The 14145-nt window shown below is 64.1% G+C and carries 8 protein-coding genes and 2 pseudogenes; 7 read left to right on the top strand and 3 right to left on the bottom strand.

Annotated elements, in window-relative coordinates; genetic code table 11:
• Positions 1–14 precede the first annotated feature (14 nt).
• A complete protein-coding gene (cfaB, locus tag B2D37_RS18270; protein WP_079204031.1) occupies positions 15–1196 on the top strand; it encodes a C17 cyclopropane fatty acid synthase CfaB in 1182 nt (393 codons plus the stop codon).
• Positions 1197–1331: 135 nt separating this feature from the next.
• Positions 1332–1919: a LysE family translocator gene (locus tag B2D37_RS18265; RefSeq protein WP_079204030.1), complete on the top strand. Its 588-nt coding sequence runs from the start codon at positions 1332–1334 to the stop codon at positions 1917–1919.
• On the opposite strand, the gene B2D37_RS18260 is transcribed toward B2D37_RS18265, so the two are convergent.
• The gene (locus B2D37_RS18260) at positions 1920–2750 is read right to left on the bottom strand and encodes an AraC family transcriptional regulator (protein WP_079204029.1); all 831 of its coding nucleotides are present in this window, start codon (positions 2748–2750) and stop codon (positions 1920–1922) included. It lies immediately after the preceding gene.
• A gap of 134 nt (positions 2751–2884) precedes the next feature.
• Here B2D37_RS18260 and B2D37_RS18255 point away from each other — a divergent pair, with 134 nt between their 5' ends.
• From B2D37_RS18255 to B2D37_RS18245, 3 genes and pseudogenes are all read left to right on the top strand, one after another.
• Positions 2885–4639: an ATP-binding protein gene (locus B2D37_RS18255; protein ID WP_079204028.1), complete on the top strand. Its 1755-nt coding sequence runs from the start codon at positions 2885–2887 to the stop codon at positions 4637–4639.
• 26 nt (positions 4640–4665) lie between these two features.
• A pseudogene (locus tag B2D37_RS18250) lies at positions 4666–4795 on the top strand (XRE family transcriptional regulator); the annotation flags it as partial.
• A pseudogene (locus B2D37_RS18245) lies at positions 4795–5114 on the top strand (SIS domain-containing protein); the annotation flags it as partial. The pseudogenes B2D37_RS18250 and B2D37_RS18245, both read left to right, overlap by 1 nt.
• A 162-nt stretch (positions 5115–5276) precedes the next feature.
• Here the strand turns inward: B2D37_RS18245 and cysC are convergent.
• Positions 5277–5831: an adenylyl-sulfate kinase gene (cysC, locus tag B2D37_RS18240; RefSeq protein ID WP_371915410.1), complete on the bottom strand. Its 555-nt coding sequence runs from the start codon at positions 5829–5831 to the stop codon at positions 5277–5279.
• 315 nt (positions 5832–6146) lie between these two features.
• Between cysC and B2D37_RS18235 the strand changes: the two genes are divergently transcribed.
• Positions 6147–10952 carry a cadherin domain-containing protein gene (locus tag B2D37_RS18235; protein ID WP_079204027.1) on the top strand — a complete coding sequence of 1602 codons (4806 nt, stop codon included), beginning with the start codon at positions 6147–6149 and terminating at the stop codon, positions 10950–10952.
• A 56-nt stretch (positions 10953–11008) separates the two neighbouring features.
• Here the strand turns inward: B2D37_RS18235 and B2D37_RS18230 are convergent, their stop codons facing one another.
• A complete protein-coding gene (locus tag B2D37_RS18230; RefSeq protein WP_079204026.1) occupies positions 11009–11302 on the bottom strand; it encodes a hypothetical protein in 294 nt (97 codons plus the stop codon).
• A 158-nt stretch (positions 11303–11460) separates the two neighbouring features.
• Here B2D37_RS18230 and B2D37_RS18225 point away from each other — a divergent pair, with 158 nt between their 5' ends.
• Complete coding sequence (locus B2D37_RS18225) at positions 11461–14145, top strand: tetratricopeptide repeat-containing sulfotransferase family protein (RefSeq protein ID WP_079204025.1); 2685 nt, start codon at positions 11461–11463, stop codon at positions 14143–14145.

The following is a 14145-nucleotide window of genomic DNA, read 5'->3' as shown; positions in this document are numbered from 1 at the left end:
AGGTGGAGGTTCCTATGCTCGCGTATCTGCCGCCGAACCTGCGTGACCTGCAACTGCCCCTGCGCCTGCGCCTATGGGACGGCACAGAGTTCGACCTCGGCCCTGAGCCGCGGGTGACTATGGTGGTCAAAGACCCGAGTCTGGTGGCGCAGCTGGCCCATCCCAGTCTGGATGCCTTGGGCGGTGCCTATGTCGAGGGGCGGGTGGAGCTGGAGGGGCCGATGAGCGAAGTGATTCGCATCGGCGATGCCCTCAGTCAGGCGCTGGCGGATGACGATCCCCGCGAGCTATCGCGCGTGCCCCACGACAAGGCCAGCGATGCGGCGGCGATCAGTTACCACTACGACCTGTCGAACGACTTCTACGCACTGTGGCTGGACCCGCAGATGGTCTATTCCTGCGCCTACTTCGAGACCGGCGCGGAAGACCTCGAGCAGGCGCAGCAGGCCAAGCTGCGTCACCTGTGTCGCAAACTGCGCCTGCAACCGGGCGAACGGTTGCTCGATGTCGGTTGCGGCTGGGGCGGGCTGGCGCGCTTCGCCGCGCGTGAATTCGGCGTCGAGGTGCATGGCATCACGCTCAGTCGCGCGCAGCTGAAATTGGCCCGTAAGCGAGTCAAGGACGAGGGCCTGGGTCAGCAGGTGCGCCTGCAACTGCTGGACTACCGTGACCTGCCGCAGGACGGTCGATTCGACAAGGTGGTCAGCGTCGGCATGTTCGAGCACGTCGGCCATGCCAACCTGCCGCTTTATTGCCAGCGTCTGTTCGGCGCGGTGAAGGCCGGAGGCCTGGTGATGAACCATGGCATCACCGCGAAATTCACCGATGGCCGGCCGGTGGGGCGCGGCGGTGGCGAATTTATCGGGCGCTACGTCTTCCCCGAAGGCGAGTTACCGCACCTGGCGACCATGACCGCGCACCTCAGCGAAGCAGGCCTGGAGGTGGTCGATGTGGAAAACCTGCGGCTGCACTATGCGCGCACCCTGGAGCACTGGAGCGCGCGGCTGGAAGAGCGTCTGGACCAGGCCGCACAGTTGGTGCCGGAGCAAGCCCTGCGCATCTGGCGGCTGTACCTGGCCGGCTGTGCCTACGGTTTCGCCCGCGGCTGGATGAGCCTGCATCAGATCCTGGCGGTCAAGCCGCACGCCGATGGCAGCCACGGCCTGCCCTGGACCCGTGCCGATCTGTATCGCTGAATTCAGGACGCCATCTATACGCGCGGTAATGAATGTAGACAGCCCCATGCCTTGAGCAGGGCAGTTTCCTTCAATACCGCGCCCTTCACGCCTGTCAGTCTGCGCCTTCTCTCTGGCGATGCTGGCAGGTATGCGATGACTCTTCTGCTTTCCATGGCGGCCTTTGCCCTGGCTTCCTCGATTTCCCCTGGCCCGGTCAACCTGGTGGCGCTCAGTTCCGCTGCCCGCTATGGCCTGCGCGCCAGCTTGCGGCATGTGACCGGCGCGACTCTGGGCTTCACCCTGTTATTGCTGGCCATGGGCCTGGGGCTGCACCGTCTGTTGCAGCAGTGGCCGGTGCTGGCGGCGCTGATCCGCTGGGCCGGCGTGGCCTTTCTGCTCTATATGGCCTACGGCCTGGCGCGAGACGATGGCCGGCTCAATAGTGGCAAGGCGCAACAGCCACCCACCCTGCTCACTGGCGCGGTGATGCAGTGGCTCAATCCCAAGGCCTGGCTGGCGGCCCTGGCTGGCATGGGCGCCTATGCGGCGAACGGCGAACTGGGCGTGGTCGGGCAGTTCGCCGCGCTGTATTTCGTCATCTGCTACCTGTCTCTGGCCTGCTGGGCCTATGCCGGCGCGTTCCTGCGCCAGTACCTGGAGCAACCGCAGCGCATGCGCCTGTTCAATCGCGCCCTGGCCCTGCTGCTGCTGGCGTCTGCGTTCTATCTGCTGTGGTCGTGATCAGACCGAGCGACGGTATTGGCCGGGGGTGGCGGCGAGCAGCTGCTTGAAGGTGCGCTGCAAGTGCGCCTGGTCGGCGAAACCGGCAGCCAAGGCCACCTCGGCGATCTCGCCGCCCTGTCGGAGTCTGGATTGGGCGTATTGGATGCGGCTGTTGATCAGGTAAGCGTGGGGCGTCATGCCATAGCCGCGGCGGAAGCTGCGGGTCAGGTAGGAAGGGGAGAGCCCGGCCGCCGCGCAGATATCTTCCAGCTTCAACGCCTCGGTGCAGTGTGCGCGAATGAACTCGGCCGCCAGGTGTACGCGCGGATTGTCCTCGCGGCGGCTGCGGGGCGCCGGGGCGAGGCGACGCTGCAGTCCGGCGAAGAACTCCAGCAGGGCGCAATGCTTGCCCAGGCTGTCGGCCTGTTGGTCGCAGAGCAGGTCATACAGGCGATTCAACCCGACGTAGAGCATCGGGTCCTGGCTGAGGATGGTCGAGAAGGCGTGTAGCGGCTGGTTGCGGCTGAAACCCAGTTGTTGCTGCAGTTCGGTCAGCCAGGGTACATCCACATAGAACATGCGATAGGACCAGGGCTGGCCCTCCAACGGGTTGCAGGCATGCACGTCACCGGGGTTCATCAGCACCACGCTGCCGGCACCGATCCGTTCGCGCGCCTGCTCGTTGAGGTAGGTGCTGCGACCGTGGGTGATGGCGCCGATCGAGAAGCATTCATGGGAATGCCTGGCATAGCACAGCTGGCGGCCATCCAGCACATCCCTCACCTCGACGAACGGCAGGGCCGGGTCGCGCCAGAAGCGTGGGGTGGTCGGCTGATCCACTGTTGCCATGTTGCCTGCCCGCTGACTGATTCAGACCAAGGCTCCGACTATAGCCGGCTGCACCAGCGGCACAACCCCTCGCGCGCCTGCAATGGGCTGCGCTTTGCCTTACCATGCCGGGATTGGGTCGAGTCGAGCCGTGCATGCCTGCCTTTTTTCAGCGTTTTCGCGTCATCCTGATCGTGCTGCTGATCCTCCTCGGCCTGCTCGCCAGCATGTGGCTGGCCGGGCGATATGCCGAGCAGCGCGCCTGGCAGGAGCGCAGCGTCGAGGCGCGTGGCCAGTTGCAACTCTATGCCCAGTCGATTCATACCCTGGTCGAACGCTTCCGCTCGGTGCCCGAGGTGCTGGCGCTGGACAGCGATATCAAGTCGCTGCTGCATGCGCCGAATGATCGCCTGTTGCGCGCAAAACTCAATCAGCGCCTGGAGCAGTTGAACGCCGCCGCCGGCTCCACCGTGCTCTACCTGCTCGACAGCCAGGGTGAGACGCTGGTGGCGAGCAACTGGCGCGACTGGAGCAGCTTCGTCGGCAACAACTACGCCTTCCGCCCGTACTTTCAGGATGCCGTGCGCCAGTCTTCCGGGCGCTATTTTGCGGTGGGCGTGACCACCGGAGTTCCCGGTTATTTCCTTTCCCATGTGGTACGCGACGATGACGGCGCGGTGCTCGGCGTGCTGGTGGTCAAGCTCGAACTGGAGGCGTTGCAGCGCGAGTGGGCCGGTCAGGCCGGGGTGTTACTGGTGGCCGACAGTTACTCGGTGGTGATTCTCAGCAGCCGCCCGGCCTGGCGCTTTCTCGCCCTGCAAGCGTTGAGCGAACAGGCCCGTGACGAGCTGGTGGAGGTGCGCAAGTATGCCGAACAGGCGTTGCAACCGCTGGCCAGCGAGCTGCGCCGACGCATCGGCGCGGACAGCGAATGGCGCCGGGTCGATGGCCCGGACGGACGTCGCGACTACCTCTGGCAACGCCTGGCGCTGCCAGAGGAAGACTGGACCCTGCATCTGTTGGTCGAGCCGCAGACCCTGGTCGACAGCGTACGCAGCTACCGCCTGGCCGCCGCCGGGGTGTGGATGACCCTGGCGTTTCTGCTGCTGTTTCTCGCCCAGCGGCGCAAGAACCAGCGCCTGCAGGCCGGCATTCGCGAACGCCTGGAGTGCGAGGTGGCGCTGCGTACCGCCGAGTTGCGTGAGGCCCAGGATGGCCTGGTGCATGCGGCGAAGATGGCTGCCCTGGGACAGATGTCGGCGGCCATGGCCCATGAAATCAACCAGCCGCTGACCGCCATGCAGATGCAACTGGGCAGCCTGCGCCTGCTCCTCGACAGCGGTCGCCAGGCCGATGTGCACGAAGGCTTGCGCCGCATCGATGCGCTGCTGCAACGCATGGCCGGGCTCACCGGGCACCTGAAGACCTTCGCCCGCAAGAGCCCGGCCGGCCTCAGCGAACGCTTGCGCCTGGGCGACGTGCTGGAACAGGCGCTGCAACTGCTGGCGCCACGCCTGCGCGGCGAACAGGTCGAGCTGCACTGCGAAACAGACAGCAACGCCATGGTGCTGGGCGATGCTATTCGACTCGAACAGGTGCTGCTCAATCTGCTGAACAATGCCCTGGATGCCATGGCCGGCGCCGAACAGCGGCGGCTCGGCGTGTCGATCCAACGCCAGGGCGAGCAGTGCCGGCTGAGTATCAGCGACAGTGGCGGCGGCATTGCCGAGGAAAATCTGAGTCGGGTGTTCGAGCCGTTCTTCACCACCAAGCCGGTGGGCCAAGGCTTGGGCCTCGGCCTGGCGGTGTCCTACGGCATCGTCCGCGAGTTGGGCGGCAGCCTGGAGGTGGCCAATGGGTCTGCTGGTGCGCTGTTCACCTTGCGCCTGCCGGCGGCTCCGAATCTGTAGAGACCGTCTTGTCTCTCAGCCGGTACGAGCCAATGCTATTGATGACGGGCGGCACCAGGGGCCCGCACTCGGAATTCTTTCAGGGCCAGGTCGCCGCAGGTGCTGCGCTCCTACGACTTCGATCAGCTATTCATCGGCGCTGACGGCATCGTCCTGGCGTGCAGTATCCGGAGGACATGGAAGGGGCGCTGAAGCTCAAGGAGATTTCCTATCTCCACGCCGAAGCCTATCCGGCCGGCGAACTCAAGCACGGACCCTTGGCGTTGGTGGACAGCGATATGCCGGAGGTCACGGTGGCGCCGAACAACGAGTTGCTGGTGTTTGCCGATGTGCAGGCTGGCATGCGCAACGGCGAGGGCACCCACGTGGTGAGCATGGGCATATCCACGACGACCTGGCGCATTACGTCGCCGTGCTCAAGGGCACCGACGTCGATCAGCCGCGCAACTTGACCAATAGCGTGACCGTGGAATAAGGCGAGGCCATGCGCGTTTTGGCCTTTTCAACGGCCTGCTAATGGGGGATTAGCAAGGCGAGCAATTCCCTCCTCCTCTCTACAAGTGTCGATTTACCACACTAAGTTTACCGAGCAGTTCGGCAATGCAGGTTTCGACCGATTGCGTTTCGGTTGTTAAGGTCAGCTCTGCGGTTTCAGGCGCCTATAAGGGCTATCCACTCCGGTAAAGTCCTTTATCATTCCTGCACGTACCTGCCGGTACAGGCCTTTAGGGTCGCGCTGCTCGCAAATCGCTAGGGGGGTATCGACAAACACCTCGATAAATTCGCCCGGCGCGAAGCGCGCACGTGCTGCCTCACGATCCCTTGCGAAGGGTGAAATAAATGCCGCGACAACGATCAAGCCCGCATCGACCATGAGTCTGGCGACCTCCGCCACCCGCCGGATATTTTCTGTTCGGTCCGCCGCACTCATGGTTAGATCCTGGCAAAGACCGTGCCTTAGGTTGTCGCCATCGAGCAGCATGGTCTGCAGTCCGCATTCATGCAGGGCGAATTCCAGCGCATTGGCCAGGGTCGACTTGCCCGCCCCGGACAGCCCTGTAAACCAGATGCAGGCAGGCTTCTGGCGCAGGGCACGGGCGCGCATCGCTGGACTTACCGACGTATGGTTCCGCAGCACCTGCGCTCGGTGTTGATGTTCTTTGTATTTGTTTGGATCCATCTTCCAGTTCATTTCCCGTCAGTTCGTGCCGATACGGTTCGTTAGGGCGTTGTTAAACGCAGATCAACGGCTAAGAAGTGCCGACTCACTCAAAGCATCGGCGCCATAGGCGGTGCCTCGCTGGCAGTTCTGCGACCCCGAACAGCGACTTCTGCTTGCCCTGGAACGTTGCAGCTACCAGCGACAGCGGGTGAGGATCAAAGTTCATCTAGTAAGTATTAGTGGCCGGATGCTATAAGTCGCGCGCCCAATATAATCCTGTCATTTTGCTATCGCACCACTGCGGGCACTTTGTCGCAAATAATAATTAATTAGAAGGATTTAGCCATGTCCCAGCTGCGCCTGCGCATTACCTCGGCCACTCAACAGGTCAATGAGATCCCACTCGATCAGGTTTTGTTTCTGGAGGCGCAGCAAGGCGCGAGCTACACGATCATCGATCCGGCCACCCACAAGCCAGTTAGCGGCATCGTGCTGAAGAAGCGAGGCGATGCGCTGGAGGTAGAGGTCGACGGGAAGCCGGTTGCGCAGATCGATGGCTTTTATGCGGCCGACCAGCAAGCGGTCTTCGATGTTGGCATGCACAGTGCCAGCGGTGAAGCCCAATTGATCACCAGCAGTACGCCGACTGCGGAAGCTTCAGACGTGGTCTGGCAGGCCAGTGCCGGCGAGCAGAGCGGCGCAACGGGCTGGTGGTCGGGGCTGAGCCCAGCGGCGCAACTGGGTATTGGTGCGGCAGGGCTGGGCGGCGTCGCCCTGGCTGCCGGCGGCGGCGGCGGCGGCGGTGGTGGTGGTGGCTCTGGTGCTAGTGCTGCGACCAGCACGGTACAAGGCAGCGTGGTCGCTGGCCCGGTCATCGCCGGTCATGGCCTAAGCGTGGTGGTCTACCAGGCCGACGGAGTGACCGAGCTGGGCCGGACCGCGGTGAGCGCCGACGGCAGTTTCTCTCTGAGCGTTGGCAGCTATACCGGCGTGGTAATTGCCAAGCTGCTGGATGCCGACGCGGGTGCCGACTATCTCGACGAATCCACCGGCCTCAACAAGGATCTGAATGCCGAGCTGTTCACCGCCGGGGTGGTCAGCGCGGCCAACAGCACCCTCAATCTCAACCTCAACCCGCTGACCACCGTGGCCTACCACAAAGCGCTTGAGGCGGCCGGCGGCAATCCGCTGGATGCGAGCACGGTCAATGCCAGTAACAGCGCCATTGCCAACGCCTTTGGCATTAGTGACTTGCAGGGTACCCAGGTGGTTACCACCAACGGCGGCGCCTACAACGCCGGGGATGGCCTGAGTGCCGGCGAGCAGTACGGCGCCATACTCGCGGCGCTGTCCGGCGCAGACCAGAACAACGGAGGCAACAGCCAGCTGACCATCGACGCTCTGGTTGCCGGTATAACCCTCAGCGGCACCAGCGCCAGCCTGAACGCCGCCACCCAGGAAGCAGTGATCCAAGGGGGCAACACCGCCAAGGTCAATACGGACGGCGCAACCTCCCAGATGATCGATACTCATGCTCCCGTCTTCACCTCGGCTGCCAACGCCACTGCCATCGATGAGAACAGTGGTGCAGGCCAAGTGGTGTATATAGCTGCGGCGACCGATGCCAGTGCCAAAACCTACAGCCTCAAGGCTGGCAGCGACGCGGGCCTGAGCATCAACGCCAGCAGCGGGGCAGTGACCCTGGCCGGCAATCCAGACTTCGAAAGCAAGGCCAGCTACAGCTTCACCGTGGTCGCCACCGATGTCGCGGGCAATGCCAGCGAGCAGGCGGTGAGCCTGAACATCAACAACCTGGACGAGGTGGCGCCGAGCTTCACCTCGGGGGCCGTTGCCAGCGCCCTCAACGAAAACAGCGGCGCCGGCCAGGTGGTATACACCGCGACCTCGACCGACAACGGCGACATCGCCACGGGCTCGACCGTATACAGCCTCAAGGCTGGCAGCGACGCGGGCCTGAGCATCAACGCCAGCAGCGGGGCAGTGACCCTGGCCGGCAATCCAGACTTCGAAAGCAAGGCCAGCTACAGCTTCACCGTGGTCGCCAGCGATGCCGCGGGCAATGCCAGCGAGCAGGCGGTGAGCCTGAACATCAACAACCTGGACGAGGTGGCGCCGAGCTTCACCTCGGGGGCCGTTGCCAGCGCCCTCAACGAAAACAGTGGCACCGGCCAGGTGATCTACACCGCGACCTCGACTGACAGCGGCGACATCGCCACGGGTTCGACCGTATACAGCCTCAAGACTGGCAGCGACGCGGGCCTGAGCATCAACGCCAGCAGCGGGGCAGTGACCCTGGCCGGCAATCCAGACTTCGAAAGCAAGGCCAGTTACAGCTTCACCGTGATCGCCACGGATGCCGCCGGCAATGCCAGCGAGCAGGCGGTGAGCCTGAGCATCAACAACCTCGATGAAGTGGCGCCGAGCATCACCTCGGGGGCCGTTGCCAGCGCCCTCAACGAAAACAGCGGCGCCGGCCAGGTGATCTACACCGCCAGCAGCACCGACAGCGGCGACATCGCCACGGGCTCGACCGTATACAGCCTCAAGGCTGGTAGCGACGCCGGCCTGAGCATCAACGCCAGCAGCGGGGCGGTGACCCTGGCCGGCGATCCGGACTTCGAAAGCAAGGCCAGCTACAGCTTCACCGTGGTCGCCAGCGATGCCGCGGGCAATGCCAGCGAGCAGGCGGTGAGCCTGAGCATCAACAACCTGGATGAAGTGGCGCCGAGCATCACCTCGGGGGCCAGCGCTGCGGCACTCAACGAAAACAGCGGCGCCGGCCAGGTGGTGTACACCGCGACCTCGACCGACAACGGCGACATCGCCACGGGCTCGACCGTATACAGCCTCAAGACTGGCAGCGACGCCGGCCTGAGCATCAACGCCAGCAGCGGGGCGGTGACCCTGAGCGGCAACCCGGACTTCGAAAGCAAGGCCAGCTACAGCTTCACCGTGGTGGCCACGGATGTTGCGGGCAATGCCAGCGAGCAGGCGGTGAGCCTGAGCATCAACAACCTGGACGAGGTGGCGCCGAGCTTCACCTCGGGGGCCGTTGCCAGCGCCCTCAACGAAAACAGCGGCGCCGGCCAGGTGGTATACACCGCGACCTCGACCGACAACGGCGACATCGCCACGGGCTCGACCGTATACAGCCTCAAGACTGGCAGCGACGCCGGCCTGAGCATCAACGCCAGCAGCGGGGCAGTGACCCTGGCCGGCGATCCGAACTTCGAAAGCAAGGCCAGTTACAGCTTCACCGTGATCGCCAGCGATGCCGCGGGCAATGCCAGCGAGCAGGCGGTGAGCCTGAGCATCAACAACCTGGACGAAGTGGCGCCGAGCTTCACCTCGGGTGCCGTTGCCAGCGCCCTCAACGAAAACAGCGGCGCCGGCCAGGTGGTATACACCGCGACCTCGACCGACAGCGGCGACATCGCCACGGGCTCGACCGTATACAGCCTCAAGGCTGGTAGCGACGCGGGCCTGAGCATCAACGCCAGCAGCGGGGCGGTGACCCTGGCCGGCAATCCAGACTTCGAAAGCAAGGCCAGCTACAGCTTCACCGTGGTGGCCACGGATGTTGCGGGCAATGCCAGCGAGCAGGCGGTGAGCCTGAGCATCAACAACCTGGACGAGGTGGCGCCGAGCTTCACCTCGGGGGCCGTTGCCAGCGCCCTCAACGAAAACAGTGGCACCGGCCAGGTGGTATACACCGCGACCTCGACTGACAGCGGCGACATCGCCACGGGTTCGACCGTATACAGCCTCAAGGCTGGCAGCGACGCGGGCCTGAGCATCAACGCCAGCAGCGGGGCGGTGACCCTGAGCGGCAACCCGGACTTCGAAAGCAAGGCCAGCTACAGCTTCACCGTGGTGGCCACGGATGTTGCGGGCAATGCCAGCGAGCAGGCGGTGAGCCTGAGCATCAACGATCTCGATGAAGTGGCACCGAGCGTCAGCAGCCTGGCCATCAGTGGCGCGACCGGCGCGCAGAACAGCAGGCTGAATGCCGGCGATGTGGTCAATGTGACGGTCACCATGAACGAGGCCACGCTGGTCAATACCAGCGGTGGCACGCCGCGCGTGGCGCTGACGATAGGTGGCAGCACCGTCTACGCCGATTACGTCTCCGGCAGTGGCAGCACGGCGTTGTTGTTTAGCTACAGCATTCAGGCCGGTGAAACCGATGCCAATGGCATTGCGATTGGCATCGACGCGTTGACCCTCAACGGCGGGATCTTGCAGGACGCCGCCGGTAATGCTGCCAGCCTGAGCCACGGCGCGGTGGCCGATAATTCGAGTTACCTGGTCGATACCACGGCGCCGACGCTCAGCAGTAGCTCCCCGGCGGACAATGCCACGGCCGTCGCCGTAGGCAGCAATATCGTACTGACCTTCAGTGAAGCGGTGGTCGCGGGCAGCGGCGATATTGTGATCAGCGATGGCGTGGATGACATGCGAACAATCAGCGTAACCGACGCCACCCAAGTCACTATCAGCGGCAACCAGGTGACCATCAATCCGAGTACGGACCTGGCCGCGGGGCGCGCTTACGACGTGACCCTGGCCAGCGGCGTGTTGACCGACGCCGCCGGTAACGCGTTTGCGGGGGTGGCGCCGGATGCGCTGGATTTCACCACAAGTCCCACTAACACCGCGATAGTAGTGTTCGATCTGGTCGAGGGCGTGTCGTCGGCTCATTCGGGCCGCACCTTCCAGGCAGGCGTCAGTTACACCATCTATATCCGGGTAAACAGCAACAGCGGGGCGTTGTCGACCGACGGCGATGGCCCGGGCCTAGCCGATAGTTGGGGCACGTGGTCGGGCGCGGCGCAACTGGGTGCCGACGACCTAATCGTAGTGGCCGGGACCGGGTCCCATATTGGCGGGGGTGGGGGCCCATCTAGTAAGTGGGCGAGCCCGTCATTTTGGACCGTGTACGGGGGGGGCGCGGGGTTCAGTCAGTATAAAGCGGGTAATGTTTACTATCACGCTGGGGCGGGTGGGGGCGGAGCTGTTGATTTGTGGAATGGGTCGTGGTCAGCGAACCCCAACGCGGGACGAGCACTGGCTGAAATTTATCGAACCGCGATGCCCGTGGGTATTTTGACGTCGCAGGGCCTGGCCTAATGACCAATGCGGACTGGGGGTCGCAGGGGGATGCCCCTAACCCTGCCAGCAGCCAGCTATGCCTGCGGCTTTGGTACTCCGCCGCCCGCCGCTGCGTCTGTTGCTCCGAGCAACGCAGCCGGCGGCCGGCGAAGTTTTTCTTGAAGATTGTCCAGCGCCCCTGTGGCCACGGCGACCAGCCCCGAGGCGTCGAATTGATAACCCATCCAGTCGAAGCCCCTCTCGGGGCGGCCGATCAAGGTCTTGCCCGGGTGTTGCTGCAAGCCGGCCGCGGCGAGCCCGCGATTCATTCGGGCCAAGGCGTGCCTGAGCTGCCAGCGCGTGTGGGTAAGGATCAGCAGGTCATCCATACGCCTCAGCTAGCGCGTGCCTGGGACGCTCGCCAGTTGCCGGTCCAGCTCATCCAGATGAAAACCGCTCAGCAGGGCCTGAGCGCACTGCCGCGGCGCGGCTGGGTCGAGCAATTGCGCCAGCACCCCGGGCGCCTCCTACCTAAAGGCTCACTAACGTGTCTTACCTGAACATATTGCGCCAGCTGGTTGATCAACAGCAATTTGCCGCGCTGCAAAGCACCGCGCAAAACCACTGGCTCGAGACGGCGGATGTGCAGGCACTGCCGCTGTTGGTGTTGGCCTGGGCGCAGCTGGGCCAGCGGCATGAGGCGATGCACTGGCTGGCCGAGGCTGAAGCGCGCCTGGTGCAACTCGATCTCGACGCACGGGTGGATTTGGCCGCCGCTTATTGCCTGTTGCAGCGCCCGCTGGACGCGACAACCCTGCTCGAAGGCGCGCTTGAGGCGCAACCAGATCATCCGCTGGCCCTGGCGCGCCTGGCCTGGTTCCGGATGCACAGTGGCCAGGCGGAAGTGGCGCGGTGCCTCTACCTGCGCTCTGCCGAGCTAGCCCCGCAGCGCTTGCCGGTGTGGAGTGCGCTGGCCCGGCTGTGCCTGGAGGCGGGCGACCCGGACGCCGCGCAACAGGCGCTGGACGCGGCGATCGAGCGCTTAAACGTGCTGCATGGCGAATTTCCCGAGCCTGCCGTGGTGCAGTTCACTGCCCAGTTGCGCGGCCTGCAGCTGGAAATCTGGCTGGCCCAGGATGACCAGGCGCGGGCCGAACAATGGTTGAACGAGCGCCGCGCCACGCTGACTGAAGCGGACTGGAGCAGCCTGCTCGGTGGCTACGCCGCCTTGTTGGCCGGCCACGATCGTCATGCCGCGGCGGAAGAAGCGCTGCGCGAGGCCCACAAGCACTACCCGGAAAATATCGGGCTGCTCTCGCAATGGGCCGAGTTGGCGCAGGTGCAGGGGCGGCCGCGACAGGCCAGCCAGTTGCTGCGGCGTGCCATCGGGCTGGTGGGTAGCCAGGACGCGCAGGCGCTGGGCCTGTGGCTGCGCCTGTCTGCCGCCTGCTTGCAGGAGGGCGGCGAGCAGGCGCGCCAAGCCGCCGACCAGGCGCTAGCGTTGGCCGAGGCACTGCAAAGCGATGAGACCACCCCACAGCCGTTGATCAGGCAATTGCGACTGCAGGCCAACAACGCCTTGGCCCAGGTGGAAAGCCAGGCGCAGCACTTCGAGCTGGCTGAATCCTTATTCCGCGAGGTGTTGGCGGACAATCCCTGGTTTGTGCCGGCGTTGCAGGGCCTGGGCCAGCAGCAGATGCAGCGCGGCAAGATCGACGAGGCGCTGGCGTTGTTCGAGCGGATCAAACAGATCGATCCGGCCAAGGGCTATGCCGCGTTGATCAGCGCCCGCCAGTTCCCCGAGGACGTGCAGACCCTGGAGCGCATGGAGATGGCCGCGCGCCAGCCGAGCCTGGAAGGCTCGCTCCGTTCCGGGCTGTTGTTGCAGCTGGCCGCCGCCTGGGAAAAACGCAAGGACTATGACAAGGCGTTCGGCTTGGCCTTAGAAGCCAATACGACGAGCAAAAAATTGCTCGCCTACAGCGCCAAGGCCCACCGCGATCACTGTGCGCGGATTCGCCATGCCTTTAACCAGGCGCTGTATGAACAGCGACCGCAGCGCGGGCTGGACTCGACGCTGGCGGTATACGTGGTGGGCATGCCGCGCTCCGGCACCACCCTGGTGGAGCAGATTCTCGCCGGCCACAGCCAGATTTTCGGCGCGGGTGAGCTCGGGGTGATCCCCAGTCGGATCCAGGGTTTGAATCGCTGGGAGCGGCACACCGGCTCCGGTCGGCATTACCCGGACTGCGTCGATGACCTCAGCGCCTCTGTCAGCGCCGGCATCGCCCAGGGCATTCTCGACGAATTGCGCGAATACGCGCCGGACGCCAAGCACGTAGTGGACAAGCTGCCACACAACTTCGAGAACATCGGTCTAATCAAGTTTCTCTTGCCCAAGGCGAAGATCATCTCGGTGCGCCGCGATCCGCGCGACATCGCGCTGTCCAATTACTTCACCGACTACCAGGCCAAGCACGGCGGCATGGGCTTTGCCTATGACCTGACCAGTATTGGCGAGCAATTGGCCGACCACAATTTGCTGATGCGGCACTGGCACCAGCTGTTTCCCGGAGAGATTCTGGAGGTCAACTACGAGGACGTGATCGAGGACCTGGAGGGGACGGCGCGGCGCATGCTCGACTATATCGGCGTGGCCTGGGAACCGCAGGTGCTGGCATTCAACGAACTGGAGCGGCCGATAAAGACCGCCAGTGTCTGGCAAGTTCGCCAGCCGGTGTACCAGACCTCCAAGGCGAAGTGGCGGAACTATCAAGCGCACCTGGGGCCGCTGATCCAAGGCACTAACGGCAAGATCGAATGGGAGCCGATCGAGATGCTCGGCTTGCCCGAGCCGGGCCTGCTCAACGAAGGGGTGGAGCTGTACAAGCAAGGCGAGCTGGATCAGGCCGAGTTGCGCTTGAAGAAACTGCTGCAGCATGTGCCCGAGCATGCGGCGGCCAATTTCATGCTGGGCCTGGTGTACATGGACAAGGGCCATCGGGCAGATGCTATCGCGCTGATGGAAAAGGGCCAGCAGAAGTGTCCGTGGAATCCGAACTGGCGCAAGGATTTGATCCAGGCCTATGAAATGGTCGGTGCTGTGGATCAAGCCGACGCATTGCAGCGTAAGCCTCGCGCCGAAATCGCCGGCAGTGCGGCGGCGGACGGTGCCGACTGGCCGGCCGAATTTACCGAAACACAAGCTGTAGCTGAAGGGATTAGCACGTGA

This window comes from Pseudomonas sp. CC6-YY-74 (assembly GCF_002025205.1).
GTDB classification, from domain to species: Bacteria; Pseudomonadota; Gammaproteobacteria; order Pseudomonadales; family Pseudomonadaceae; genus Aquipseudomonas; species Aquipseudomonas paeninsulae.
Note: the sequence above shows the minus strand (reverse complement) of the source record. Positions and strands in the feature narration are given on the sequence as shown.

Bases quoted from the DNA above. Each gene is read 5' to 3' on its own strand.
- cfaB (WP_079204031.1), top strand. From the start codon at position 15: ATGCTCGCGTATCTGCCGCCGAACCTGCGTGACCTGCAACTGCCCCTG.
- B2D37_RS18265 (WP_079204030.1), top strand. From the start codon at position 1,332: ATGACTCTTCTGCTTTCCATGGCGGCCTTTGCCCTGGCTTCCTCGATT.
- B2D37_RS18260 (WP_079204029.1), bottom strand. From the start codon at position 2,750: ATGGCAACAGTGGATCAGCCGACCACCCCACGCTTCTGGCGCGACCCG.
- B2D37_RS18255 (WP_079204028.1), top strand. From the start codon at position 2,885: ATGCCTGCCTTTTTTCAGCGTTTTCGCGTCATCCTGATCGTGCTGCTG.
- cysC (WP_371915410.1), bottom strand. From the start codon at position 5,831: ATGAACTGGAAGATGGATCCAAACAAATACAAAGAACATCAACACCGA.
- B2D37_RS18235 (WP_079204027.1), top strand. From the start codon at position 6,147: ATGTCCCAGCTGCGCCTGCGCATTACCTCGGCCACTCAACAGGTCAAT.
- B2D37_RS18230 (WP_079204026.1), bottom strand. From the start codon at position 11,302: ATGGATGACCTGCTGATCCTTACCCACACGCGCTGGCAGCTCAGGCAC.